24 protein-coding genes and 1 pseudogene are annotated in these 23,613 nt (G+C 60.9%); 7 read left to right on the plus strand and 18 right to left on the minus strand.

The genetic code is table 11. The features are described from left to right. Positions 1 to 28: 28 nt before the first annotated feature. The 5 genes from BMZ36_RS07310 to nifE form a co-directional block, all read right to left on the minus strand. Complete coding sequence (locus BMZ36_RS07310; protein WP_091193666.1) at positions 29 to 481, minus strand: NifX-associated nitrogen fixation protein; 453 nt, start codon at positions 479 to 481, stop codon at positions 29 to 31. Then, positions 478 to 936: a SoxR reducing system RseC family protein gene (locus BMZ36_RS07315; RefSeq protein ID WP_091193670.1), complete on the minus strand. Its 459-nt coding sequence runs from the start codon at positions 934 to 936 to the stop codon at positions 478 to 480. The genes BMZ36_RS07310 and BMZ36_RS07315 overlap by 4 nt, the downstream gene beginning before the upstream one ends. After that, entirely contained in the window at positions 933 to 1,325 is a 393-nt protein-coding gene (locus BMZ36_RS07320; RefSeq protein ID WP_177187819.1) for a NifB/NifX family molybdenum-iron cluster-binding protein, read from the minus strand. The genes BMZ36_RS07315 and BMZ36_RS07320 overlap by 4 nt, the downstream gene beginning before the upstream one ends. After that, positions 1,294 to 2,745, minus strand: a complete 1,452-nt coding sequence (gene nifN, locus BMZ36_RS07325) for a nitrogenase iron-molybdenum cofactor biosynthesis protein NifN (RefSeq protein WP_091193677.1) — start codon at positions 2,743 to 2,745, stop codon at positions 1,294 to 1,296. The genes BMZ36_RS07320 and nifN overlap by 32 nt, the downstream gene beginning before the upstream one ends. A gap of 153 nt (positions 2,746 to 2,898) precedes the next feature. Continuing rightward, positions 2,899 to 4,278 (minus strand): nitrogenase iron-molybdenum cofactor biosynthesis protein NifE, encoded by a 1,380-nt coding sequence (gene nifE / locus BMZ36_RS07330; RefSeq protein WP_091193682.1) that lies wholly within the window; start codon positions 4,276 to 4,278, stop codon positions 2,899 to 2,901. Between the two features lie 652 nt (positions 4,279 to 4,930). On the opposite strand from nifE, the pseudogene BMZ36_RS14850 reads away from it, so the two are divergent. Both BMZ36_RS14850 and BMZ36_RS14855 read left to right on the plus strand, forming a co-directional pair. Beyond that, a pseudogene (locus tag BMZ36_RS14850) lies at positions 4,931 to 5,185 on the plus strand (methyl-accepting chemotaxis protein); the annotation flags it as partial. Positions 5,186 to 5,218: 33 nt separating this feature from the next. Next, complete coding sequence (locus BMZ36_RS14855; RefSeq protein ID WP_245747828.1) at positions 5,219 to 5,626, plus strand: CZB domain-containing protein; 408 nt, start codon at positions 5,219 to 5,221, stop codon at positions 5,624 to 5,626. 557 nt (positions 5,627 to 6,183) lie between these two features. On the opposite strand, the gene cowN is transcribed toward BMZ36_RS14855, so the two are convergent. The 8 genes from cowN to nifH form a co-directional block, all read right to left on the minus strand. Then, the gene (gene cowN, locus BMZ36_RS07340; protein ID WP_218142661.1) at positions 6,184 to 6,474 is read right to left on the minus strand and encodes a N(2)-fixation sustaining protein CowN; all 291 of its coding nucleotides are present in this window, start codon (positions 6,472 to 6,474) and stop codon (positions 6,184 to 6,186) included. Beyond that, positions 6,458 to 6,739 carry a DUF6129 family protein gene (locus tag BMZ36_RS07345; protein ID WP_091193689.1) on the minus strand — a complete coding sequence of 94 codons (282 nt, stop codon included), beginning with the start codon at positions 6,737 to 6,739 and terminating at the stop codon, positions 6,458 to 6,460. The genes cowN and BMZ36_RS07345 overlap by 17 nt, the downstream gene beginning before the upstream one ends. Continuing rightward, positions 6,736 to 7,449, minus strand: coding sequence for a dinitrogenase iron-molybdenum cofactor biosynthesis protein (locus BMZ36_RS07350; RefSeq protein ID WP_091193694.1), 714 nt, complete (start codon positions 7,447 to 7,449; stop codon positions 6,736 to 6,738). The genes BMZ36_RS07345 and BMZ36_RS07350 overlap by 4 nt, the downstream gene beginning before the upstream one ends. Before the next feature lie 74 nt (positions 7,450 to 7,523). Continuing rightward, positions 7,524 to 7,790, minus strand: coding sequence for a ferredoxin family protein (locus BMZ36_RS07355; RefSeq protein WP_308417365.1), 267 nt, complete (start codon positions 7,788 to 7,790; stop codon positions 7,524 to 7,526). Positions 7,791 to 7,820: 30 nt separating this feature from the next. Beyond that, complete coding sequence (gene nifT / locus BMZ36_RS07360; protein ID WP_091193703.1) at positions 7,821 to 8,048, minus strand: putative nitrogen fixation protein NifT; 228 nt, start codon at positions 8,046 to 8,048, stop codon at positions 7,821 to 7,823. An 85-nt stretch (positions 8,049 to 8,133) separates the two neighbouring features. Further along, positions 8,134 to 9,699: a nitrogenase molybdenum-iron protein subunit beta gene (gene nifK / locus BMZ36_RS07365; RefSeq protein WP_091193706.1), complete on the minus strand. Its 1,566-nt coding sequence runs from the start codon at positions 9,697 to 9,699 to the stop codon at positions 8,134 to 8,136. 209 nt (positions 9,700 to 9,908) lie between these two features. Then, on the minus strand, positions 9,909 to 11,351 hold the full coding sequence (gene nifD, locus BMZ36_RS07370; protein ID WP_091193710.1) for a nitrogenase molybdenum-iron protein alpha chain: 1,443 nt from the start codon (positions 11,349 to 11,351) through the stop codon (positions 9,909 to 9,911). A gap of 99 nt (positions 11,352 to 11,450) precedes the next feature. Next, the gene (gene nifH, locus BMZ36_RS07375) at positions 11,451 to 12,329 is read right to left on the minus strand and encodes a nitrogenase iron protein (protein WP_091193715.1); all 879 of its coding nucleotides are present in this window, start codon (positions 12,327 to 12,329) and stop codon (positions 11,451 to 11,453) included. A 140-nt stretch (positions 12,330 to 12,469) separates the two neighbouring features. Between nifH and BMZ36_RS07380 the strand changes: the two genes are divergently transcribed. From BMZ36_RS07380 to BMZ36_RS07390, 3 genes are all read left to right on the plus strand, one after another. Then, complete coding sequence (locus tag BMZ36_RS07380; protein WP_091193718.1) at positions 12,470 to 13,351, plus strand: NAD(+)--dinitrogen-reductase ADP-D-ribosyltransferase; 882 nt, start codon at positions 12,470 to 12,472, stop codon at positions 13,349 to 13,351. Between the two features lie 210 nt (positions 13,352 to 13,561). Continuing rightward, positions 13,562 to 14,026, plus strand: coding sequence for a bacteriohemerythrin (locus BMZ36_RS07385; protein ID WP_091193722.1), 465 nt, complete (start codon positions 13,562 to 13,564; stop codon positions 14,024 to 14,026). A 112-nt stretch (positions 14,027 to 14,138) separates the two neighbouring features. Then, positions 14,139 to 14,579, plus strand: a complete 441-nt coding sequence (locus BMZ36_RS07390) for a DUF6841 family protein (protein ID WP_143085998.1) — start codon at positions 14,139 to 14,141, stop codon at positions 14,577 to 14,579. A gap of 506 nt (positions 14,580 to 15,085) precedes the next feature. On the opposite strand, the gene rng is transcribed toward BMZ36_RS07390, so the two are convergent. The 4 genes from rng to leuS are packed head-to-tail and all read right to left on the minus strand — an operon-like array spanning position 15,086 to position 20,650. Next, complete coding sequence (gene rng, locus BMZ36_RS07395; protein WP_091193728.1) at positions 15,086 to 16,537, minus strand: ribonuclease G; 1,452 nt, start codon at positions 16,535 to 16,537, stop codon at positions 15,086 to 15,088. Further along, entirely contained in the window at positions 16,534 to 17,538 is a 1,005-nt protein-coding gene (holA, locus tag BMZ36_RS07400; protein WP_091193733.1) for a DNA polymerase III subunit delta, read from the minus strand. Before holA ends, rng begins: the two co-directional genes overlap by 4 nt. After that, positions 17,528 to 18,025: an LPS-assembly lipoprotein LptE gene (locus tag BMZ36_RS07405; protein WP_091193739.1), complete on the minus strand. Its 498-nt coding sequence runs from the start codon at positions 18,023 to 18,025 to the stop codon at positions 17,528 to 17,530. The genes holA and BMZ36_RS07405 overlap by 11 nt, the downstream gene beginning before the upstream one ends. Positions 18,026 to 18,037: 12 nt before the next feature. Next, positions 18,038 to 20,650 (minus strand): leucine--tRNA ligase, encoded by a 2,613-nt coding sequence (gene leuS / locus BMZ36_RS07410; RefSeq protein WP_091193743.1) that lies wholly within the window; start codon positions 20,648 to 20,650, stop codon positions 18,038 to 18,040. A 181-nt stretch (positions 20,651 to 20,831) separates the two neighbouring features. Between leuS and BMZ36_RS07415 the strand changes: the two genes are divergently transcribed. Together BMZ36_RS07415 and BMZ36_RS07420 are read left to right on the plus strand one after the other, a co-directional pair. Next, positions 20,832 to 21,458: a type II secretion system protein gene (locus BMZ36_RS07415; RefSeq protein WP_091193748.1), complete on the plus strand. Its 627-nt coding sequence runs from the start codon at positions 20,832 to 20,834 to the stop codon at positions 21,456 to 21,458. Positions 21,459 to 21,613: 155 nt separating this feature from the next. Continuing rightward, the gene (locus tag BMZ36_RS07420; protein ID WP_091193751.1) at positions 21,614 to 22,354 is read left to right on the plus strand and encodes a Mut7-C RNAse domain-containing protein; all 741 of its coding nucleotides are present in this window, start codon (positions 21,614 to 21,616) and stop codon (positions 22,352 to 22,354) included. 418 nt (positions 22,355 to 22,772) lie between these two features. On the opposite strand, the gene BMZ36_RS14810 is transcribed toward BMZ36_RS07420, so the two are convergent. After that, the gene (locus tag BMZ36_RS14810; RefSeq protein WP_281242213.1) at positions 22,773 to 22,904 is read right to left on the minus strand and encodes a hypothetical protein; all 132 of its coding nucleotides are present in this window, start codon (positions 22,902 to 22,904) and stop codon (positions 22,773 to 22,775) included. Positions 22,905 to 23,613: the final 709 nt, after the last annotated feature.

Below are 23,613 nucleotides of genomic sequence, written 5' to 3' on the forward strand. Positions count from 1 at the left end.
GTTCTTCTCCCTGAGATAAGTGATTAGATTAAAGTTTTGCTGCTTCCGGGAACTTGCCGATCAGCCCAGTGGCGACGGCAAGCAGTTTTTCCGCTTCGGCCTGCATGGCCTGCGGGGTGGCGAAGCCGAAACGGCCGGCATCGCGCACGGTTTTGTCGAGGACCACCAGCCGCCCCACGAGCAGCAGCACGCGGCCGAAGCCTTCTTCGTTGATGTTGACGACGAGGCTCGCCATCTGCCCGCATTCGCCTTCGATCAGCACGGCCAGTGCCTGGTAGAACGTGGTGACGCGCAGCAGCGAGGCGCGGTCGATCGTGCAGCCGGCGGCGCCTTGTTCGCGCTTGCGGAAAAAAGGCTCCAGCAGGCGCTCGGCCGACCAGCCGTCGTGGGTGCCGTACTGGTCGTGCGCCTTGATCTGGCGCAGCAGTTCGGTCATGAAGGCCGATTGGTAGATGCTGGTATCGGTGGCGGATTCGCTCATGATTCTTCCTTTGCGGTATGAAGCGGTGGCAGGGGGGCGGCTTGTGCGGCAAGGATCTTGAGGGGGGGATGTCTCTTGGTAGCCATGAATCCCCCGGCGATGAATCCAGCGATCAGACCAAACAGTGCGCCGAGCAAGGCTGCCACGTCGCCCCAAAGTGCTCCGGCGAGCAGCCCGCCGATAAACCCGGCCAAGGGCAGGCCATAAGCCAACGTGGCGGCATGCCAGACGGCGGTTTCCGGTACGCTGACCGTGACGCGTTCCCCCGTTTTCAGCGCGGTTTCAGTGGCTAACCATAATTGCTGCGTGTGCGGGGTTTCCTGCTGGCTGCCGCACTGGGCTCTTTCGGCACAAGCCTTGCAGGCGCTCTGGCGCGAGACTTCCAGCAGGGCGCGCCCCGGTTCGGTATTCAGCACGGTGGCGGGGGCCAGGACGGTGTGTTCGTGGCAGCTCATTCGGCCCACCCCTCTTCCAGAAAGCGTTCGAAGCGCGCGGCATCGGTGCTGGCGGGGGCCAGACCGATGCGGCCGGCGGCCCAGTCGGCGAGCAAGTCGCTGATGGCGGCGCCTTCGGTCACCCGGACCACGTCGATCCCGGCTTCGCGCAGCAGGCGCAACGCGCTCTGGCCGATCTCGGTGCAGAGCACGGCGCGGCAGCCTTGCAGGGCGGCGATGCGGCGCGCCAGGCGGCCCGAGTCGTGGCCCTCGCCGACATCGCACTGGATGATGGCGTTGCGCTGCGCGCCTTCCGGGTTCAGCGCGTAGACGTGGAAGCGGTGGGCCGAGCCGAAATGGTCGTCGACCCGGTTGCCGTCACTGCTGGCAAAGGCAAGTCGCGTGCTCATGATGCGTTCCTTTACAACAAGATTCAGTTTGCGGATCGTCCCGGAAGCGGGAGACGTAGGGTTTGGGTCCGGCGGTGTGTTCATGGTGTTCAGTCCACAGGTTGCCGAGATCGAAAAGGGCCTGGCGCGCGCCGCGGTAGCCCAGCCATACGCGCTGGTAACCGCCCAGCCAGTCGTACTGCGGGAAGCCCGCGCGCAACAGCGGTATGCCGAGCCGGCGTGAGGCCTGCAGACCGTGCGAATTGGTGATGAGCAACTCTGCGTCGCCAGCCAAGGCTTCGTCCTCCCAGTCTTCGAGGTCGCCGACGGTGACGTTTGGCAGCGGCAGTTCTTCCAGCCAGCCGGGGTTGGACGCGCTGACGGCGCTGACCGGAATGGCGCCCACTTCGTTGAGCATGCCGGCGAGCTGGCCGAGGTGATCGGGCTCGGCGGCGAGTGCCACCTTGGCGCCGGTGAGCATGAAATGGCTGTCGAGGAAGGCATCCTGCAACTGCTGGCGCTGGCGCGTGAATTTGGCCGGGACCGGCTGGCCGGACAGTTCGGCGAGCGTCATCAGAATCTGGTCGGTGGCTTCCAGCCCCAGGCATTGGTCGAACTGGATCGACGGTACCCCGGTGCGCGTGGCGAGCAGATCGCCCGCGCTACGCAGGCTGCGGCCGAATACCAGGCTGGCCCGGGCGGAACCCAACTGCTTGATGTCGGTAACGGGAATGCCGCCCTGGCTGACCGGGTTGAGGCGCTCCACGCCAAGGTGGCCGTCGAGCGAATCGGCCAGATTGGGCAGCAGGACAGGGCTAAGGCCGAAAGCTTCGACGATTTCGGCCAGCGCTTCCTGATCGCCCGGCGTCATCCAGGCCGGGCAGAGGAGGTTGATACGGCGGGATTCGTGGGAGCGGATGGAATCCGCGAATGGCTGCGTTTCGCGGATTGCATCCGCTCCCACGGGGAGAAGCTGGTCGATCAGGCAATACACCGCCTCCGCAAACCCCTGTTCGAACCCGCCGCGGAAATCCGGCGTGCTGGCCCAGACGATGCGCGTGGCGGAAAACTCCGGATGGCGGGTGCGGAAAGTCTTGATGATGCGGGCGACATCCGCCCCCTGGGTTTCCGCCAGCCCAGAGGTGGCGACGCCGATCAGGTCGGGCTTTTGCTTGCTACTGAGAAGCAGCAGTGCCTCGATCAGGTTCTCGTCGGCGTTCATGACCGTGGCGACATGATCCATGGCGGTGTTTTGCAGCGGAATCGGCTCGCGGAAATGGCGCACGAAAAAGACCTTGGCAAACGCGCTGCAGCCCTGTGCGCTGTGCAGCAGCGGGATCGAGCGGTCCACGCCCAGAAACGCCAGAGTGGCGCCACTGCAGGCGTTGGTCTTGAGCGGGTTGACCGACAAGGGCTTGCTGGATTTCTTGATGATGGCCATGTCAGTTCTCCGATGCTCTTCTCCCTCCCCCTTGATGGGGGAGGGGCGGGGAGAGGGTGAGGCGGGTCGAGTTCATTCCGGTGCGCATGTCGCCCCCTCTCCCCAGCCCTCTCCCGCGAGGGGCGAGGGAGTTTGTGCGGCAAGTCGCGCGCATCATTTTTTTTCTCCCGTACTGTTTTCCCACGGCGCCGGGTTGCGCACCAGTGGCCAGATCGGGCTGTCGATGGTTGTGACCAGGCGCTTGGCCAGTTCGACCATGCCGTCGTAGCCGGCAAAGGCGAATTCGCGTTCCTGGTTGATGTCGAGGAAAGGAATGCGGGCTTTCAGCGCGGCATACAGGCTGCGCCCGCCGGCGACCAGCACATCGGCTTGGTGCTGGTCGACAAGATCGATCAGCTCGCGCGGGGAACCTTCCTCGAAGGTCTGGGCGTCGTCGCCCATCAGTTCACGGATGCGCCCCTTGTCCGCTTCGGTGGATTTGCGGATGCCTGTAGCCATGATTTCCATACCGAGGTCCTGCAGCGCGGAGATCATCGACCAGGATTTCACGCCGCCGCCGAACAGGATGACCTTCTTCCCGGTCAGCAGCTTGCGATAGGGAGCCAGCTCGATATCGAGCCGGGCTTCTTCGCGGGCGATCAACGCTTCGGTGCGGGCGCTGAGGTCGGCGTCATTGATGATGCGGGCAAAATCGCGCAGGCACTGGCTCATGTCGCGGATGCCGAAGAAGCTGCCTTCGAACCACGGCGTGCCGAATCGTTCCTGCATCTTGCGCGTGACGTTCTGCAGCGCCTTGGAACAGACCAGCATGTTGACCTCTGCGCGGTGCATGGTCTGCAGCTCGGCAAAGCGGCTGTCGCCGGCGAGGGTCGAGAGCAGGCGCAGCCCCAGTTCGTCGAACAGCGGCGTTACATGCCACAGCTCGCCGGCGATATTGAATTCACCGATCAGGTTGATGTCGTGAACGCCGGCCGGAGCGGGCTCCGGTTCGCGCGTGCCGATCACGTACTTGAGCAGCGTTTCACCGGCGATGCGGTTGCCCAGATTCTTGCTGCCGTAGAAGCCGGCGCAATCGACCGGGATCACCGGCAAGCCGAAGCGGCTCTCGGCGGCCTTGCACAGCGCGGTCAGGTCTTCGCCAATCAGCGCGGTCACGCAGGTGGCGTAGACGAAGACGGCCTTGGGGCGATACCGCTCGACGGCCTGCTTGATGCCAAGGAACAGGCGCTTCTCGCCGCGGCCCATGATGATGTCCTGCTCGGACAGATCGGTGGTCATGCCGTAGCGATACAGCGCCGGGCCGGTAGTGCGCGCGCCGCGGTTGTCCCACGAACTGCCGGCGCAGCCGATCGGGCCATGCACGATATGCGCCGCATCGCTGATCGGCAGCAGCGCAATCTGCGCACCGTCGAATGCGCAGCCAGCTTGGGTCGCGCCGGGCTTGGGGCGGCTGCAGCCGGTCTTGGGCTTGGCTGCTGTCTGGTGTTCGCAGGACGGCTCAACCATCAGTTGGTTCAGGTCGCGGGCGTTCATGATGGGCTCTCGCAAGGATTCGCCCTATGTCTATCAAGATGCGTGCCAGCCAAACCCCCGCGGGTTTGCTGGCAATGTCGGGCGGCGTTGTCACAGTCGCGACAAGAGCGGCCGGTATTTTGTATGGTTTGCGCGCTTGACCGGCATCAAACGAAGCGAAATGCCCCGGTTTTTGTGCGCATGGTCTTTGCTAGATTGGGAATGATGTTCAATTGCAGTTGCTTTGGTGCTGGCAAACAACGGGAGAAGGGTCATGGCTTTTTGGGGACGGAATCAGGAATCGAAAGAAGCGGAACGACGCGTGACTCTGCTGGAGCAGGAACTCGCCGCGCGCGATGCCAGTCTGGCCCGATTGACCAAGGATCTTGAAGAGGCAAGGGCCGAAGCTGCGGCAAAAAACGCCGAAATCGGCCGCATGACGGCGCTGTTGGGTAATTTCAGATCGTTCCACGAATCGCTGGTCAACAGCCAGGCAAGCCTCGTTTCGCTGATCAACCTGCTCAAGTCGGAGAAAGAACGTGCCGGCGAGGTGCAGCGGGTGTCGGTTACCAGTCGTTCTTCGACCGAGCGGATTGCCGACGATCTGGTGAAGCTGGCGGCCGATTCCGGTGGCGTGACCCGGCGCATCGACGCGCTGGATGCCGAGGCGCAGAAGATCGGCGGCATCGTGCAGATGATCAAGGAAATTGCCGACCAGACCAACCTCCTGGCGCTCAACGCCGCGATTGAGGCCGCTCGTGCTGGCGAGCAGGGGCGCGGCTTCGCCGTGGTCGCGGATGAAGTTCGCAAGCTGGCCGAGCGCACTTCGGTTGCAACCGGTGAAATCAGCCAGTTGGTTGGCAAGATCAGCGCCGAAACCACCGGCAGCCACGAAAGCATGCAGCAACTGGCCGGCTCGGCCGAGGCTTCAAGCCAGGACGGCCTACAGGCGGCCGATTCGATGCGCGAGCTGCTCGGGCTTTCGGATGTCCTGCAGCAGAGCATCACAGGCACGGCGCTGCACAGCTTCTGCGACCTGGCCAAGCTCGACCACATCATTTTCAAGTTCCGCGTCCATCGCGTGCTGCTCGGCCAGTCGGACGAGGCGCGCGGCAACTTCAGCGATCACACACTGTGCCGGCTCGGCAAGTGGTACTACGAGGGCGAAGGAAACGCTTGTTTCTCGCAGCATCCGGCTTTCCGTGAGCTGGAAGCGCCGCACAAGGCGGTACATGCCGCAGCGATCGCCGCGCTGGAAGCGCACGAACAGGGCGACGACGAGCGCGCCGCTGCCGGTGCTGCAGCGATGGAGGCCGCGAGCCAGAAGGTGATTGCGGCGCTGGACCGGATGGCGAGCGGCAGGCATTGATCCGGCCGGAGAAGGCCGGTATCCCGCAACGGCGGACTGGCGCACCTTGCGTCCCCCTTTGCAAAAGGGGGATTTGAGACTGTTTGTGTTCCAGGAAATCTCCCCCTCACCCCAACCCTCTCCCGCTAGGGGAGAGGGAGAAAATGCAGCGCGTAGGTTGGATAAGCCGCAGGCGCCATCCGCCGCATAAACCTCAACCGCCGGAAGACGCTTCGTTTTTCCGACCTCGCTGGCAGGATCAAATAAGAATTTTCATGCGCCTGCGGCGCAGGGTTTACAGCCGGTTCCGCCCGGCAAACGGGAAAGGGATTTGTCTCGCCAAATCCCCTTCACCCCTAGGCGAGCCCACTCCGGCGCCCCTGCGGGGTTCCCTGCGATGCGCGCAAGACGCGGCGGCTGCGCAACTCGGCCTGCGGCCTCAAACAGTGCTCGCCGAATTCCCGCGCCTTGCTGTGCTTCTCGGCGCCTTCCAGGGCGGGGCGTGCTGCACGCGGCTTTGATCAATGGTCCCGCAGCAAGACGGATAATGAGCAGCCTTCCCAGGCTTCTCTGCCGATTCAGCAGCACTCATGCTCGATCTTGTCGAGCAGTTCCAGCGCGGCATGGTCCTCGTGGAGTTCGAGCTGGTCGCGCAGGATGTTGAGGTGGGCGTGGATCAGGAAAAGTTCGTCGTGGCGCGGTCCGCTTTCCGGGGCGAGCTTGCGCGCGAAGAGTTCCCAGAACGCATTGCGTTTTTCCGGGTCGTCCATGTACGGGCGCAGCAGGGCCACGAGCCGCCTGGCCTGTCCGTCGCAATCCAGACCGGCAAAGCTCACGTAGCGGTCAGGTGATTCAGTCTTCATCATCATCGTCGGTCAGGGCAATGGCCAGCCCGCTGGCGGATTCGGGATCGGAGGTCAGCGTGGCGCAGTGGCCGTTGCTGCCGATGCCGTACAGGGCAAAGCCCTCGCCCGTGGTCAGCGGTTTGTGGCGCGAGGGAATGTCGTTGTCGTCACAGAGCGAGAAGGCAATGCCGGGAAAGGCTTCGCGCAGCTCGCGATCTATGCCCGGGCGCCGCGCATTGCCTCCGGCGAGCGCCTGGCAGACGGTCTCAATCAATTCCGGTGCGATCATGCGGCCTCATCCTCTTCCGTAGCGTAACGGGACAGCGAACGTGCCGTCACGCCCATGACGCGTGCCAGCCACGGCGGAGGGGATTGCAGGGTTTGCTGCAGGCGCTCGATGCTGGTTTGCGCCGGTCCGCCCTGCGGGAACTTGACCGGATGAATGCCGGCGCGGATGACCTTGGCTGCGGCGGGGCCGCCGATGGATTGCACGTAGAGCAACTGGCAATCGGCGAGCATTTGCGCGCGGGCGGTGTTCGGGTCATCGGCTTCGACGCAGGGAGCGGGGTCACGGATCTCGATCAGCCGTGCTTCCTGGCAGGAAACCTGGTAGACGAGAAAACGCTTGCACGAGCCGAAGTGGCCGTCGAGGTTTTCCGTGGTGTTCGAGGCCACGGCCAGCCGTACCGACTGCGGCATGTCGCCCTCTGCGTAGGGCAGGGGCGTGGGCGGGGGCGCGGCACCGATGCCTTCGCCCCAGAGGTAGTGCAGGGCTTGGCGCATTTCCTCGCGTTGCGGCGCATCGCGGCTGGCGCTGAAAAGCTGATCCAGATCCTTGAGGGTCAGGCTGCCCAGTTTTTCCGTGGTCAGTGGTCCGCCCAGCTTGCCGACCAGTCCTTCCACCAGTTTGCCGATCTCGCAGCCGGGCAGGCTGCGCGCCGCCAAGCCGATGCGTTCGGCCACTTCCTTGACATGCCCTTGGGCAACTTGCTGAGTCATGGTTTTGCTCCCCGACGTGGATATGCGTCCGTGGATGAGGGCGGGTATCTGCCCTCGTCGTGCGGATTCAAGGGTCAGGCCGGAACGATGCAGCCTGCGGTACAAACGTCCACGCACTTCTGGAATTCGGAAATGCCTTCGCACTCGTTGCACTTGTCTGGATTGATCTTAAAGAAGGCGCCCTTGTTCATGATGGCGCTGTTCGGGCATTCGGCGGCGCAATCGCCGCAGGCGGTGCATTCGTCGGCGTTGATCTTCATTGCCATGATGGTTCTCCTTGCTTGCGTAGGTCGGAAAAGCGCAGCGCCTTCCGACGTGGTGATGCCTTGGGGATGTCGGATGGCGCCTTCGGCTTATCCGACCTACAAGTTTTATTGCTCTGCCGCATCCAGCCTTTTCGCTCGCAGGCTGAGCGGGAAGCGCGCGGGCAGGGGCTGCGGATCGATGTAATACACGCCGCCATTGGCCAGCTTCAGTTCGCCGCCCCATTTTTCCGGGGTATCAAACTCGATCGAGGTGACGGTATCTTCCAGATCGCGCTTGGGCAGGTAAAAAACCAGTCCGCCCGCGGCGGATTTGCGAATCATGATGTTGGCCATTTTTTAACTCCAGGGAGTGGGGAGTTGTGAATGGGGAGTGGAGGGCGGGTTCTAGTCCCCACTCTCTACTCCCCATTCCCTGCTGTTAACGCACCAGATCGTAGGCGTAGTCCGTCACACCCAGATGCTTCGTATCGTTATCCAGCTTTTCCAGAACCGCGTTGGTCAGCGTGGTCACGATGTACATCGCGCCTTCGTAGCCCAGCGTGGTCATGCGGTGCAGGTGGTGACGGTCGAAGATCGGGAAGCCCAGGCGGATCAGCGGCACTTCGAATTCCGGGCCCTTTGCGAGCGTATCGCGCTGGATGCTCTTGCCGAGGCTGCTGCCGATGATGAAATCGGGCTTGTCGGTAAAGCACAGGCTGCGCAGGTGCCACAGGTCGCAACCCGGATACAGCTTGGCGTTCGCGCCGTAGGGCGAAGATTCGAGCAGCTTCTTCATCGCTTTTTCCCAACGCTTGTTGCTGTTGTTGCAGACGATGTGGGTCGGCTCGATACCGAGCTCCAGCAGCAGGCTGGTCAGGCCGAGCAGGAAGTCCGGGTCGCCGAACAGGGCCATCTTCTTGCCGTGCAGCCAGGCGTGCGAGTCGGTGATCATGTCGACCAGGCGGCCGCGCTCGGTGGTGAGCGATTCCGGAATCGGCTTGCCGGTAACTTCGGAAACCTTCATCAGGAATTCATCGGTACCGGCGATGCCCATCGGAATGCCGATCTTCGGTACTTCGTGCTTCCACGTGGTTTCAACGAATTTCCGGCTTTTTTCCAGTGTGGTCGGCTGCAGGAAGAAGGTGGTCTTGGCGTTCGGCGCATCCTTGACTTCGGCAATGGTGGTGCCGCCCGCGTACATGCGGAAGGTGCCGTCGGCCGGCGTGTCGAGCACTTCTTCCGGATCGGACAGGAAGGTGTAATCGACATCCATTTCCTTGAGCATGCGCTTGATCACGCGGAAGTTGCCCAGATAGGTTTCGAAGCCCGGCACGATGTTGATCTTGCCGTTGCTGCCGACGACCTTGCCTTCCATGTCCTTCTCGGTGAAGTAGGTCAGAATGCCGTCGAGCATGTTGTCCCAGCCGGTGATGTGCGAACCGACGAAAGACGGGGTGTTGGCGTACGGAACCGGGAAGTCCTTGTCGACATAGCCTTCGTTCTTGGCGTTGCCGATAAAGGCACCCAAGTCGTCGCCGATCACTTCGGCGATACAGGTGGTGCAGACAGCGATCATTTCGGCGCCGTAGAGCTTGGTCGCGTTCTGCAGACCTTCGTGCACGTTCTTCTGCCCGCCGAACACGGCGGCGTCTTCAGTCATCGAGTCGGCGATGAAGGCGATCGGTTCCTTGAAGTGGCGGTTGAAGTAGGTACGGAAGTACGCGACGCAACCTTGCGAGCCGTGGATGTAGACCATGGTCTTGTTGAAGCCGAGCGCGCACAGGCTGGCGCCGAGCGGTTGGCAGGCCTTGGCCGGGTTGATCGTCAACGCTTCGCGCTTGAAGTTGAGTTCCTGGTATTCCGGCGAGGTAGTCCAGTCGAAGGTTTCCTTGATCTTCTCCTTCGGGTAGGCCTCTTCAAAGGTGCGCTTCTTGTCCATCAGCTCCTTGTAGCGGTCTTCGCTGAAGAGCGGGAAGCAAGGCTTGATATTGTCTACGGTTTGCATGTCTTTTCTCCCTGCCCGGCCACCCATCTGTGGACGCGGGCGAAAGTGATTGGGTTCCTGCTTTATTCAGAGCAGAGTAGAAAGCGCGGAGTGTCCGAGCGAGGCGGCAAAGGGCAAGGAAGCCGGAGCGCAGCAACCGGAATGGACACAAAGTCCATGAGGATTGCGAGCACCGCCTGACGCCGCCATTTGCCGCCGCAGCCGGTCAATCAAGCTTTCCAGGGGGCCTGCATCATCTTCCACACCGGATTGTTCAGCGTCATGTCCATGTCGCGGGCGAACACGGCAAAGCCGTCGTAACCGTGGTAGGGCCCTGAGTAATCCCAGCTGTGCAACTGGCGGAACGGGTAGCCCATCTTGTGGAAGACGTACTTTTCCTTGATGCCGGAGCCGATCAGGTCGGGTTTCATGGCCATCACGAAGTCTTCGAGTTCATGGCCGGTGGCATCGTCGTAGATCAGGGTGGCGTCGCCCATTTCCTTGATCGTGCGGTCGTAGTCGTCGTTGTGGGCAAATTCGTAACCCGTGCCGACCACTTCCATGCCGAGGTCTTCGTAGGCACCGATCACGTGACGCGGGCGCAGACCGCCGACATACAGCATGACCTTCTTGCCTTCGAGACGCGGCTTGAACTTGGCGATGATTTCTTCCATGGCCGGCGTGTACTTGGCGATCACACGCTCGGCGCCTTCCTTGATCTTGTCGTCGAAATGCGAGGCGATTTCGCGCAGGCTTTCCTTGATCTTGGTCGGGCCGAAGAAGTTGTATTCCATCCATGGAATCCCGTACTTCTCTTCCATGTGGCGGCTGATGTAGTTCATCGAGCGGTAGCAGTGCAGCAGGTTCAGCTTCACTGCCGGGGTGTTTTCCATTTCCGGCAGGGTGCCGTCACCGGACCACTGCGCCACGACATTCAGGCCCATTTCTTCGAGCAGAATGCGGCTGGCCCAGGCATCGCCGCCGATGTTGTAGTCGCCGAGGATCGCCACATCGTACGGGCCGGCTTCGGGGCGCTTGTCGTCGCGGGTCGGCAGAATCCAGTCGCGCACCGCGTCGTTGGCGATGTGGTGGCCGAGCGATTGCGAAACGCCGCGGAAACCCTCGCAACGTACCGGAACGATGGTTTTGCCGATTTCGGCAGCCTTCTTCTTGGAGACGGCTTCGATGTCGTCGCCGATCAGGCCGACCGGGCATTCGGACTGGATAGAGATGCCTTTCGAGAGCGGGAACAGCGTTTCCAGTTCATCGATCAGCTTGGCTAGCTTCTTGTCGCCGCCGAACACGATGTCCTTTTCCTGGAAATCTGAGCTGAAATTGATGTCGCAGAACGAATCGACGCCGGAGACGCCGTTCATGTAGTTGCGGCGGCCGCCACGGGCATACTGGCCGCAGCCGATCGGGCCGTGCGAAATATCGATGATGTCCTTGATCGGGCCCCACACCACGCCCTTGGAGCCGGCGTAGGCGCAGCCGCGCATGGTCATCACGCCCGGCACGGACTTGCGGTTGGAGGTAATGCATTTCTTGGCCGATTCCAGCGCCTTGTCGTTCACCATCAGGTGCTTGGCGCGGTCTTTTTTGGCCTTCTCCGGATACACTTCCAGCACCTCGTGGATCAGGTTCTGGAGTTCCTCGCGGTTGGTCGTACTCATGTCAATTTCTCCTTGCGCCTGTCGCCTATCCGGACAAGGCGCGTTGGTATCTCAACGCCCTCTCCCGTGAGGGGAGAGGGGTGGGGTGAGGGTGAAGCCTTATGCCGGAAGGGCTTCCTTGGCTTTGCCGACGACGGATTCGTCTTCCACTTCCATGATGCCGAATTCCATCAGCAGATCTTCGAGGTCTTCCATTTCCAGCGGAGTCGGGATCACGAACAGCTTGTTGTCGATCACCTTCTGGGCCAGCGTGCGGTACTCGTAAGCCTGCTTGGCTTCCTTGTCGTACTCGATCACGGTCATGCGGCGGATTTCGGCGTGCTGCACCACGTTGTCGCGCGGCACGAAGTGGATCATCTGGGTGCCGAGCTTGGCGGCCAGCGCCATGATCAGTTCGTCTTCGCGGTCGGTCTTGCGGCTGTTACAGATCAGGCCCGCGAGACGCACACCGCCAGAGGTGGCGTACTTCACGATGCCCTTGGCGATGTTGTTGGCTGCATACATGGCCATCATTTCGCCGGACACCACGATGTAGATTTCCTGCGCCTTGTTTTCGCGGATCGGCATGGCAAAGCCACCGCACACCACGTCGCCCAGCACGTCGTAGAACACGAAGTCGAGGTCTTCTTCATACGCGCCTTCTTCTTCCAGGAAGTTGATGGCGGTAATCACGCCGCGGCCGGCGCAACCCACGCCAGGCTCCGGGCCGCCGGATTCAGCGCATTTCACGCCGCCGAAACCCACTTGCAACACGTCTTCGAGTTCCAGGTCTTCCACGGAGCCGGCGTCGGCAGCAAGCTGCATCACGGTGTTCTGCATCTTGGCGTGCAGGATCAGGCGGGTGGAATCGGCTTTCGGATCGCAGCCGATGATCATTACTTTCTTGCCGGCTTCAGCCAGAGCCGCAACCAGGTTTTGCGTGGTGGTGGACTTGCCGATCCCACCCTTGCCGTAAATCGCACATTGACGAAGTGCCATGATATAAACTCCTTGCAGTTGAACACGGGTTGACGGCCTTGCCGCAGAACGCACAACAGCCAGCCACGCCCCCTACTGTGCAAACGCTGTGCCAGCAGGATTGTTTGTGTGTAACTGATTGAATCTATGTGGGAAAATGTATGGCATCGACTTCTTGCAGCAGTGTGGCATGCAACAAAGCGCCCGATCCATGTCGCGACAACGACAAAGCTTCCGACAATCCCGCCTTGCCCGCGAATGCGCGCCAATCCCTCAACCGCTGCAACCTGCCCGCCGCGATCCTCGGCAGCCTGACCTTCCAGAAACACCCTTCAAAACTGGAGCTCGACGGCGTGGCCGAACTGCACCGCGAGCTTTTCCGCCTGCTCGATGCCCGCCCCGATCCGCACGAGCGCGCGCAGGTGTTTCACGACTACATGACCGTGCATTTCCGGCTCGAAGCGCTCGAAGACGCGGGCCTGACCGCGGAAACGAAAAAGAACCGGGCCAAGCTCAGCTACCTCAAGCTCATCCGCGGCTGGCATTTCAATTCGGACCAGATGGAAGGCGCGGTGCTCAAGGCCTGGGTGGAATCGCGCTTCGGGCTATTGCCGCGTTACCACGGCGCGCCGATCCGCGATCCGGGCGGCGATGCCTACCAGCGCTACCAGATGCAGCGCGCTGCCGGCCTCTACAACACCAACGCGCTCGAAGCGCAGCTCGATCTCGTCTATACCTACACCCAGCACGAACTGCGTTGTCGCTTTCCCGACAAGGCCCACTTCCGCCTCTACCGCGGCGTCAACGGCTGGCAGTCGCATGAAAAGCTCGGGGAAAAAGACGGCGAAACGCTGGTGCTGCTCAACAACGTCAACTCGTTCAGCTCGGACGCGGAGCGTGCCGGCGAATTCGGCGACACCGTATTCGCCACCGACGTGCCGTGCGCCAAGATCATCTGCTGCGCCGAGGTGCTGCCCGGCAAGTTGCAGGGGGAAGGGGAATTTCTGGTGATTGGCGGGGTGTACGGGGTGAGGGCGCGGTAATGCCATTGCCAAATCGCCTGTGACTTTATCGACTTCGCCTTGCCGTGGCGGGGATTTGCGGGAGCGGATGTAATCTGCGAAGGGCTGCGAAGGTGAAAGTGCGGCACCTTCCGGCGATTCTCCTTTCCCCGCGGCCGCCTCTGTTCCTCAGGTGTCCGATTCAGGCATACTGCAACCGATCCTGCTTCCCATTCTCGCCCGGAGAACACCATGACGCCGCCCGCAGAAAAACAGCATGTCCTCGTGCAATGGAACGACGCCGCCAAAGTGGGGCTGGAGGAAATCGACACCCAGCACCACAGGCTTTTTGACCTGACCAACAGCCTGTGGCACGGCATCATCACCCGCGCAAGCCGCGAAGAAATCATGGCACTGTTCGATGCGCTGGAGGAGTACACGCAGACCCATTTTGCCGACGAAGAAAGCCTGATGGATCTCTGCGGCTACCCCGAACTGGAAAAACATCGCAAGGAGCACCGCGCCTTCATCGGCTTCGTGGCTGCGGAAAAGGCCAAGCTGGAGGATGGAGAAGGCAACCCGATGGAGCAGGTGCGCTTCCTGGCCGACTGGCTGCAGAAGCACATCATGCAGAGGGACAAGGCTTTCGCGTTTTATTTCAGCGACAAGGGCAAGCGCGCTTCGTTGTGGGACAAGATTCGCCGAATTTTTGGCTGAAACCGCCGCACAGGAGCCTTGCCATGCCGGGAATTGCAAAGCACCTGAGTCTGAAATGTTAATCTGGCAACGTTAAAATCGGTTAACGCTACTGCAAGCTTCGGGGCGCTTGATGACAAACTTGCTTTCATGTTGCGATGGCACGGTGGAAACTGACCGCGCGCAATTGGTTGAAGAAATCGGTGAATTTTTCGAGGTGTACGGCCAGGCTTTTTCCCGGCTTGATGTGGATGGCATCACGGCCATGTTTACCCTGCCTTTCACCTCTTTCCACGAAATGACGCCATCCCAGTGGGGCATCAATGAAGGGCCGGTGCTCTACGAAGTTACGCGCTCCATCCTGAATCATTACAAGGAGCGCGGCATAACCGGGATGACGTACCGACTGGCTTCCCTGCTTGCAATGGGGCGGGACATGGCCTCAGTTGTTGTCACGTGGACCGCGCATTGCCAGGATCGAACCTCGTGGAACTACGACAGCGGCTACCATTTGATCCGCCAAGACGGGCAATGGAAAATCTACGGCGTGATCCAGTTCGATGAGCGTTTTTGATATGCGCGGATAAAACAAAAGGGCCGGCGGCTAATGCCGTTCACTTAAGCCAAGTGAGCGGCATTTTTCTTGATCCGAGCTGCATGCAGCACGCCCCGCCCTGGAAGGCGCCGAGAAGCACAGCAAGGCGCGGGAATTCGGCGAGCACTGTTTGAGGCCGCAGGCCGAGTTGCGCAGCCGCCGCGTCTTGCGAGCATCGCAGGGAACCCCGCAGGGGCGCCGGAGTGGGCTCGCCTAGGGGTGAAGGGGATTTGGCGAGACAAATCCCTTTCCCGTTTGCCGGGCGGAACCGGCTGTGAATCCTGCGCCGCAGGCGCGTAAAAATCCTTAAGTGAACGGCATTAGGGGCCGGCGGCCCCTTTGTTTCAGCTGCAGACGATACTGTGAATGCTGTTTGCTATCGCCGCAGGACAGGTTTCAACCCGTCATCTCCTCCACCCGGAAAAACCACCGACGGAATGAATCCGTCCTGCGGTAGGCGCCAGCGCTTCCTGTTCCAGGTCTCGTTACATCAACACGATGTCGAACTGTTCCTGGGTATACGCCGTTTCCACTTGCAGGTAGACCGGCTTGCCGATGAAATCAGCCAACTGCGCCAAGCTCGCCGATTCTTCGTCGAGCAGCGTGTCGATGACGGTCTGCGCGGCCAGGATGCGGTATTCGCGGGCGTTGAACTGTCGCGCTTCACGCACGATCTCGCGCAGGATTTCGTAGCACACGGTCTGGGCGGTCTTGATTTCGCCGCGCCCCTGGCAGGTTGGGCAGGGTTCGCACAGGATGTGGGCGAGGCTTTCGCGGGTGCGCTTGCGGGTGATTTCCACCAACCCCAGGCTGGTAAACCCGGAAATCGTGAGCTTGGTGCGGTCGGAAGCCAGCGCCTTGCGCAGCTCTTCGAGCACGGCGTTGCGGTGCTCTTCGTTGTCCATGTCGATGAAGTCAACGATGATGATGCCGCCGAGGTTGCGCAGGCGCAGTTGGCGGGCGATGACGTGCGTGGCTTCGAGATTGGTCTTGAAGATCGTGTCGTCGAAGTTGCGCGTGCCGACGAAGCCTCCGGTGTTGACGTCGATCGTGGTCATCGCCTCGGTCTGGTCGATGATGAGGTAGCCGCCGAACTTGAGATCGACCCGGCGCGAAAGCGCTTTCTCGATTTCGGTTTCGATGTCGTACAGGTCGAACAGCGGGCGCTCGCCGGTGTAGTGCTTGATGCGCGGCAGCGCGTCGGCCACGAAGCGCTCGGCGAATTCGGCCATGCGCAGGTAGTTTTCGCGCGAGTCCACGAGAATCTGGTCGGTTTCCTGGGTAACGATGTCGCGCAATACGCGCAGTTGCAGCGACAGATCCTGAAACAGCAGCGTTTGCGGTGCCTGTGTTTGCGTTTTTTCGCGGATGTCCGCCCAGATCAGGTTCAGGTAGTCGATGTCCGCCTGGAGCTCGTCGTCGGTGACGTGTTCGGCCGAAGTGCGCACGATATAGCCCTGATGCGCGCCGGTCGTCAGTTTTTCCATGCGCGCGCGCAGCAGCTCGCGTTCGGCGTTGTCTTCGATGCGCTGCGAGATGCCGATGTGGTTGTCCTGCGGCAGGAGAACCAGAAAGCGGCCGGCGATGCTGATCTGAGTGGAAAGCCGCGCCCCCTTGCTGCCGATCGGATCCTTGATGACCTGGACCAGCACAGTCTGGCCCTCATGCACGATACGTTCGATGCGCAGCGTCTCGTTCGGGCTCTGGCGCTGCTCGATCACGTCCGCGATATGCAGGAACGCCGCCCTATCCAGCCCGATTTCGATGAAAGCCGACTGCATGCCGGGAAGTACGCGCCGTACGACGCCGAGATAGATGTTGCCGACGATGCCGCGCTGCGCCGCGCGTTCGATGTGCAGTTCATGGACCACGGCATCGGCGATGGTGGCGACGCGGGTTTCCTGGGGTGTGATGTTGACGAGGATTTGTTCTTTCATTTTCGTGCTTCCATCAGCGGCAGGGCCAGTTGCAGCAGTTCGTCCCACACTTCGCCTTCGCCTATCCCTTTGTTGAGTTCGTCGATGTGCGCGGCATGCAGCAGCGCTGCGCGCAGCTTGAGCGCGGTCATGCGCGGCAGGGCGCGTTCGATCAGTTTCTGGCGTTCGCCCCAGACCCGGTTGTCTTTGAAAAGCTGTGCAAGAGGCTTGTCTTCGCGGCGGCCCTTGCCGATGCGATAAAGCGTGCGGATTTCTTCGGCCAGCGCCCACAGAACCAGGTGTGGCGCTTCGCCTTCGGCACGCAGGCCGTCGAGCATGCGCACGAAGCGGCCCCGGTCGCCTTGGAGCAAAGCCGCGCCAAGCTGGAAGACATCGTAGCGTGCCACGTTGGCGATTGCGGACTGGACTTCTTCCAGAGAGAGTTCGCCTTCGGGGAAAAGCAGCGCCAGCTTCTGGATTTCCTGATGTGCCGCGAGCAGGTTGCCTTCGACCCGGTCGGCGAGGAAAGTGAGCGCTTCGGGCGTCAGGCGCTGCTTCTGCCGTGCCAGTCGCCCGGCGATCCAGTCGGGCAGCTGGGGGCGTTCGATGACCTTGGCTTCGACCACGTCCCCGGCCGATGCCAGCGCAGTAAACCATTTGCTGTTGAGCCCGGTACGGTCGAGCCGGGGCAGGGTGACGAGCGTGACGGTATCGGGCGGCAGGTTGGCGGCGTAGGCTTCGAGCGCCTTGCCGCCTTCGACGCCGGGTTTGCCCGAAGGGATGCGCAGGTCGATCAGTTTCTTGTCGGAAAAAAGCGAAAAGGAATTGCCGATCAGCGTGAGTTGCGACCAGGAAAAACCGCTTTCCACAGTCAGTGTTTCGCGTTCCAGATAGCCGGCATTACGCGCGGCATCGCGCACCTGTTGGGCTGATTCGAGTGCCAGCAGCGCTTCGTCGCCGTGGATCACGTAAAGGGCAGACAGACCGCGCGCCAGGGCGCGCGGCAGATCGTCAGGGCGCATTGCTCTGGGCTTTCTTGACGACGGCGCCTGCCCGGCGCAAAACGAGCTGAACCACGTCGCGCTGCATGTCGCGCACCAGCGTCGCTTCCTCGGCTTCCTTGCTCAGGATGGCGTTGTCGTTCCACGAAAGGTTGCGATAGAGCTCAACCTCGCCGCGCTCCAGAACGTTCTTGCTCTTGTGGTCGGTGGCGAATTGCAGCCGGTAGGTCAGGCGGTATTCCGATACCCGGCCGCTGGTATTCACGCTGAAGACATCCTTGCTGTATTGCTCGCCAAGCACGCGGATGACCGTTTCCGCATTGCCGCTTTTGACCAGCTTGACGCTCTTGTAGGTGCCAAGATAGTCACGCAGGTTCCTGGCAGCCAGCCCTTCGCCATCGATGCGTACGGTGGTGAAGGGCAATGCGCTGGCCGGGTCGGTTCCGCGCAGGTGGAAGCCGCATGCGGAAAGCAGCAGGGTCAGGCAGAGGGTGGCGAGAATACGCATGGCAACTCCCGATCAGGCGACGATGTTCACAAGGCGGCCCGGCACGACGATGATTTTCTTCGGCGCCCCGGTCACGAACTTCTGCACGTTCTCGTCGGCCAGCGCGGCGGCCTCGATGGCTTCCTTGCCGGCATCCTTCGATACCTTGATGGAACCGCGCAGCTTGCCGTTGACCTGCACCACGAGTTCGATCTCGTCCTGTACCAGCGCAGCCGGATCGACCTTCGGCCACGGCTGGTCGAGCAGGTCGCTGCCGGGCTTGAGGTGGGTCCACAGCGCATCGGCGACGTGCGGCACGATGGGTGAGAGCACCAGCGCGACGGTTTCGAGCGCTTCCTGTGCGACGGCCTTGCCGGCATCGCTCGTGAGATCGGCCTTGGCAAACGCGTTGAGGAATTCCATCACGGCGGCAATCGCGGTGTTGAACTGCTGGCGGCGGCCGTAGTCGTCGGCCACCTTCTGGATCAGGTGGTGCAACTGGAAGCGCAGTGCCTTGAGCTCGGCGCTCAGCTCGCCTTCCTTGTAGGCCGGGACGATGCCGGTGCTGATGTGGTCGTGCGCCAGCTTCCACAGGCGGCGCAGGAAGCGGAACGAACCTTCCACGGCCGAATCGGACCATTCCAGCGTCATTTCCGGCGGTGCTGCGAACATCATGAACAGACGCGCTGTATCGGCACCGTATTGCTCAATCAGCGCCTGCGGGTCGACCCCGTTATTTTTGGACTTCGACATTGTTGTAAGTTCATGAATCAGTGGTGATCCATCGCTTTTTAACGTCGCTCCGAGTATTCGATTTTGTTCATTCCGAACAACATCTACTTCATGTTCCCAGTAGTATTTTTTTCCGCCTTCTGGGGGTTTTTGATGGAAAGCATCATTGAGCACCATCCCCTGTGTGAGCAGGCGCGAGAACGGCTCGTCGACCTTGGTCAGGCCCAGGTCGCGCATGACCTTGTTCCAGAAACGCGAGTACAAGAGGTGCAGGATTGCGTGTTCGATGCCGCCGATGTACTGGTCGACCGACATCCAGTAGTTGGCGCGCTCGTCGAGCATCGCGTCGTGGTTGTCCGGTGAACAGTAGCGCGCGTAGTACCAGCTCGAATCGACGAAGGTATCCATCGTGTCGGTTTCGCGCTTGGCCGGCTTGCCGCACTGCGGGCAGGTGCAGTTGAGGAAGTCGTCGCGCTTCAGGAGCGGGTTGCCCGAGCCGTCCGGCACGCAGTCTTCCGGCAGCTTCACCGGCAACTGGTCGTCGGGAACCGGCACGGTGCCGCAGCAATCGCAGTGGATCAGCGGAATCGGGCAGCCCCAGTAGCGCTGGCGCGAAACGCCCCAGTCGCGCAGGCGCCATTGCACCTTCTTGTCGCCCAGCCCCTTGGCAGCGAGGTCGGCGGCAATCGCGTCGATGGCGGCGGCGTAGTTCATGCCATCGTATTTGCCGGAGTTGATGCAGACGCCGTTTTCCTTGTCGGCGTACCACTCTTCCCAAGCTTCGGTCGAGTAGGTCTTGCCGGGCACGTCGATGACCTGGACGATCGGCAGGTCGTATTTCTTGGCGAAGGCAAAATCGCGCTCGTCGTGCGACGGAACGGCCATCACTGCGCCATCGCCATAGCTCATCAGTACGTAGTTGCCGACCCAGACTGGAACCTGTGCGCCGGTGAGCGGATGGGTGACGAAGAGGCCGGTCGGCATGCCCTTCTTTTCCATGGTCGCCATGTCGGCTTCCATGACCGAGCCGTGCTTGCATTCTTCGATGAACGCGGCGAGTTCCGGGTTGCCTTGTGCGGCATGCGTGGCAAGCGGGTGCTCGGCGGCCACGGCGCAGAAGGTCACGCCCATGATCGTGTCGGCACGCGTGGTGAAGACCCACAGCTTGCCATCATCAATCAGGCTGCCGGTTTCATCCTTGATCTCGTGCGGGAAGGCAAAGCGCACGCCGGTGCTCTTGCCGATCCAGTTGGCCTGCATCAGGCGCACGCGCTCCGGCCAGTTTTCCAGTTGCTCCAGGTCGCCGAGCAGCTCGTCCGCGTAATGGGTGATGGCGAGGTAGTAGCCGGGAATCTCGCGCTTTTCGACCAGCGCGCCGGTGCGCCAGCCGCGCCCGTCGATCACCTGTTCGTTGGCGAGCACGGTCTGGTCGACCGGGTCCCAGTTCACGACCTGGGTTTTCTTGTAGGCGATGCCCTTTTCGAGCATGCGCAGGAACATCCACTGGTTCCACTTGTAGTAATCGGGGCTGCAGGTCGCGAGTTCGCGGCTCCAGTCGATGGCAAAACCGAGCGACTTCAACTGCAGGCGCATGTAGTCGATGTTGTCCCAGGTCCACTTCGCCGGCGGCACCTTGTTCTGGATCGCAGCGTTTTCCGCCGGCAGGCCGAACGCGTCCCAGCCCATCGGCTGCATCACGTTGTAGCCCTGCATGCGGTGGTAGCGGGTCAGCACGTCGCCGATCGTGTAGTTGCGCACATGGCCCATGTGCAGCTTGCCCGACGGGTACGGGAACATCGACAGGCAGTAGTACTTGGGCTTGGAGGTGTCCTCAATGGCCTTGAAAACCTGGTTCTTTTCCCACTTTTGCTGGGCTGCGGCCTCGATGGCCGCTGGCGTGTAATGTTCCTGCATGACTGGATCGCTGAAGGCTGGTTTGCAAACCGCTGATTATAGCGCTGTTGTGTGCGGCGGGACGCGCTTTCCTCGCGGGCGGTTCAACAAAACCGCCAATGCTGCCGATCGTTGTAATTAAAATGTTGATTTGTTGATATTTTCAGGTAAGCTTTGTGCGTGAATTTCACGGGAGACATCAATGAATCAAAAAGTCCAAAGCGGTTTCACTCTGGTCGAACTTGCAATCGTGCTGGTCGTCATCGGCCTCATCATGGGCATGGCATTCAAGGGGCGCGAGCTGATCGAAGGCGCGCGGGTGCGCAACATGGCCGCTACGCTCAACAAGTTCCAGACGGCGACGAACGTCTTTTTCGAGCGCTACCAAGCTTTCCCCGGTGACGGTTGCAGTGCCGGCGCGACGACCCTGGCGCAGTGCACGGGCGCACGGGACGGGCTGGCGACGACGAGCGCCGAGCGCGCTGCGGTAACCACGCTGCTCAACGGCTTGAATCTTACGCAGGATGCCGACTGGAAATCGCCGTTCGGCTCGCGCTGGGGCGTAGTCAATCCCGCGTTCGCAGTGCCGGGCGCGACCCATATCGGCATCCTTTCCACGCCCAACACCGCCGCCGCGCCCGACGATCCGGCCATCGGTACGATCGGTTTGCGCTTCGCCTGTGCGCTGGACCAGCAGATCGACGACGGCCTGCCCAATACCGGGAATGTTCGCGTGAATACGGCGGCGGGAACCTTCACGGCTGCAACCGATTGCTGGTCGTTGTCCGCCGCGGAAAACGTCCAGATCGCCGTGCGCCTTTATCCGTGATGTCGCCCCGGCGCAGGCCGGGGTCCAGTGGTTTGAAGTGGCTTCGTTGCTGGATGCCGGCCTGCGCCGGTATGACGAGAAAATCCAAATTTCATTTGGCCGCATCAATATCGACATACTCTGAAGTATGCTTAATTGCGCTCGAGGTATGTGCAATGACAACGGCGATCTTCCGCTTCTACGAGGAGTTGAACGATTTTCTGCCGCTGGAACGGCGCGGGAGGGAGTTCGGCGCGCCGTGCGCCCGAGCGGCCACGGCGAAGCACATGATCGAGGCGCTCGGTGTGCCGCATACCGAAGTCGAGCTGGTGTTGGTCAACGGAGAATCGGTCGGCTTCGGACATCTGCTGCAGGACGGCGACCGCGTTGCCGTCTATCCGCGCTTCGAATCCTTCGACATCACGCCCTTGCTGCGCGTCCGCGCCGAACCGCTGCGGGAAGTGCGCTTCGTCGCCGATTCCCATCTCGGCGGGTTGGCGCGCCTCTTGCGCATGGCCGGCTTCGACACTCTCTACCGCAACAATTACGGCGATCGCGAGATTGCCGCCATTGCCATCGACGAAGCGCGCATCCTGCTGACGCGCGACCGCGATCTGCTCAAATACCGCGAGATCGATCATGGCTGCTACATCCATGCGCAAAAGCCGGCGTTGCAACTGCGGGAGGTCATCGAGCGGCTGGATCTCAAGCGCAGCGTTCACCCCTTCACGCGCTGCATGGAATGCAACGCGCCGCTGCACGGGATCGACAAGCAGCAGGTGTTCGAGCGCCTGCCGCCTTCGGTGCGGGTGCTGCAAAACCGTTTTTCGACCTGCGAGGTCTGCGGCCGGGTGTTCTGGGAAGGTTCGCACTGGCGAAGGATGCGGGCGCTGATGGACGAGGCGATTCGCGACTGACTTGCCGTATCCGAAGTTGTGGGAGCGGTTGCAAACCGCGATATCCGTCTATGCAATCAAATCGCATCGCGGACTTTGTCCGCTCCCACAGGCTTGGTTTTCTATGTTTGAGGTGTGTCCAAACCCCGAGCGGGATTCGATAGCTGCAGCAATTCAATCCTGAACGCTGGCTCGTAAGGTGGCACGTTGCACTTTATGATGTTGCTCTGGGCGACGTCGCCGGCTGCGTCACGGTGCTGGCCGGGCAGCGTTTCGGCATCGGCTCCCGCCTGCCCGAGCTGCTACGTAATCTGGATCTGGCTGCACCGGAAAATGCCTGTTGCGTGGATGACAGAAAAAGACAAAGGGTTGCGCGATTTGTGCAACCCTTTTGCATGTGGCGCTGCGGTGGCCTGCAAAAACCGAGGCTGAACAGGCATCAATGATGCGTCGGAGGCACTATCACTGCGCCTTCCGGATGTTTCTTGGCGTGCTTGAGCGCCTTCTTTTCCTTTGCCGTCATCACCGGTTTTTTCTTGTCTTCTTTGGTGCTGTGCCATGCTTTGGTCATGATCGTTCTCCTTGTGAAACGCGTGCCTGTATGCAACGAGGGAATGGCGCCCATGGTGTTGGCAGATGGTGCCGTTTCTTTGCACTAACGATTCTCACGGGTAAGTCAGGCTCCCCGCTATTCAATTCTGACTTCGTCGTCGTGGAGGGGCAGGAATTTTGGATTGGAAAGGTGATGATCGGCATTCGGGAGGCTGCCAGGAAGATTTATTCTGCCCTTGTGCAGTTAATTGCACATTTGACGGCTATCGTGATGCGCCGACATGGGGGCAATTCACCGCTGGGGCAGGAAAAACAAAAGGGTTACGTTGTTCACGTAACCCTTTGCTTTACTAACTGGTGCCGGGGTCTCTCACGAAATGTGTTATTAAGTATTTGATTTATAAAAAATAAAAAAATTTCGAATTTTCAAATATACTAAACCGTATACCAAAGAGCTGCGACCTAGACCTTGGAGACGCTTGGGCTAAGGGGGTTGTCTCAATGAATCGGTACGAGTCCCTCGATAGGACTCGTACCGATTCTTAAGTTGATTCTACCTAAGACAAGGATAGGGCGCACGAGGGCTTGGATGTTATGTTGTGCCTGTGGTGATTATCATTATCACTGATATTGAAGGGTGATTTGCGGCTCAACTGCCGCCCATTAATCCACCTTGCTTGCTGCTCGATACGATTGATGGTTTAGACGCGGCATCGATCAAATATCCA

It is taken from the genome of Formivibrio citricus, assembly GCF_900115065.1.
In the GTDB taxonomy this organism is placed as follows: domain Bacteria; phylum Pseudomonadota; class Gammaproteobacteria; order Burkholderiales; family Chitinibacteraceae; genus Formivibrio; species Formivibrio citricus.

What these genes read in the sequence shown, in the direction of transcription:
- BMZ36_RS07315 (WP_091193670.1), bottom strand. Translation starts at nt 936, where the DNA reads ATGAGCTGCCACGAACACACCGTCCTGGCCCCCGCCACCGTGCTGAAT.
- nifK (WP_091193706.1), bottom strand. Translation starts at nt 9,699, where the DNA reads ATGCAAACCGTAGACAATATCAAGCCTTGCTTCCCGCTCTTCAGCGAA.
- BMZ36_RS07420 (WP_091193751.1), top strand. Translation starts at nt 21,614, where the DNA reads ATGACAACGGCGATCTTCCGCTTCTACGAGGAGTTGAACGATTTTCTG.
- holA (WP_091193733.1), bottom strand. Translation starts at nt 17,538, where the DNA reads ATGCGCCCTGACGATCTGCCGCGCGCCCTGGCGCGCGGTCTGTCTGCC.
- nifD (WP_091193710.1), bottom strand. Translation starts at nt 11,351, where the DNA reads ATGAGTACGACCAACCGCGAGGAACTCCAGAACCTGATCCACGAGGTG.
- BMZ36_RS07320 (WP_177187819.1), bottom strand. Translation starts at nt 1,325, where the DNA reads ATGAGCACGCGACTTGCCTTTGCCAGCAGTGACGGCAACCGGGTCGAC.
- BMZ36_RS07345 (WP_091193689.1), bottom strand. Translation starts at nt 6,739, where the DNA reads ATGATCGCACCGGAATTGATTGAGACCGTCTGCCAGGCGCTCGCCGGA.
- leuS (WP_091193743.1), bottom strand. Translation starts at nt 20,650, where the DNA reads ATGCAGGAACATTACACGCCAGCGGCCATCGAGGCCGCAGCCCAGCAA.
- BMZ36_RS07380 (WP_091193718.1), top strand. Translation starts at nt 12,470, where the DNA reads ATGGCATCGACTTCTTGCAGCAGTGTGGCATGCAACAAAGCGCCCGAT.
- BMZ36_RS07385 (WP_091193722.1), top strand. Translation starts at nt 13,562, where the DNA reads ATGACGCCGCCCGCAGAAAAACAGCATGTCCTCGTGCAATGGAACGAC.
- cowN (WP_218142661.1), bottom strand. Translation starts at nt 6,474, where the DNA reads ATGATGATGAAGACTGAATCACCTGACCGCTACGTGAGCTTTGCCGGT.
- nifT (WP_091193703.1), bottom strand. Translation starts at nt 8,048, where the DNA reads ATGGCCAACATCATGATTCGCAAATCCGCCGCGGGCGGACTGGTTTTT.
- nifN (WP_091193677.1), bottom strand. Translation starts at nt 2,745, where the DNA reads ATGGCCATCATCAAGAAATCCAGCAAGCCCTTGTCGGTCAACCCGCTC.
- nifE (WP_091193682.1), bottom strand. Translation starts at nt 4,278, where the DNA reads ATGAACGCCCGCGACCTGAACCAACTGATGGTTGAGCCGTCCTGCGAA.
- BMZ36_RS07390 (WP_143085998.1), top strand. Translation starts at nt 14,139, where the DNA reads ATGACAAACTTGCTTTCATGTTGCGATGGCACGGTGGAAACTGACCGC.
- BMZ36_RS14855 (WP_245747828.1), top strand. Translation starts at nt 5,219, where the DNA reads ATGCGCGAGCTGCTCGGGCTTTCGGATGTCCTGCAGCAGAGCATCACA.
- BMZ36_RS07350 (WP_091193694.1), bottom strand. Translation starts at nt 7,449, where the DNA reads ATGACTCAGCAAGTTGCCCAAGGGCATGTCAAGGAAGTGGCCGAACGC.
- BMZ36_RS07310 (WP_091193666.1), bottom strand. Translation starts at nt 481, where the DNA reads ATGAGCGAATCCGCCACCGATACCAGCATCTACCAATCGGCCTTCATG.
- BMZ36_RS07405 (WP_091193739.1), bottom strand. Translation starts at nt 18,025, where the DNA reads ATGCGTATTCTCGCCACCCTCTGCCTGACCCTGCTGCTTTCCGCATGC.
- nifH (WP_091193715.1), bottom strand. Translation starts at nt 12,329, where the DNA reads ATGGCACTTCGTCAATGTGCGATTTACGGCAAGGGTGGGATCGGCAAG.
- BMZ36_RS14810 (WP_281242213.1), bottom strand. Translation starts at nt 22,904, where the DNA reads ATGACCAAAGCATGGCACAGCACCAAAGAAGACAAGAAAAAACCGGTG.
- BMZ36_RS07415 (WP_091193748.1), top strand. Translation starts at nt 20,832, where the DNA reads ATGAATCAAAAAGTCCAAAGCGGTTTCACTCTGGTCGAACTTGCAATC.
- rng (WP_091193728.1), bottom strand. Translation starts at nt 16,537, where the DNA reads ATGAAAGAACAAATCCTCGTCAACATCACACCCCAGGAAACCCGCGTC.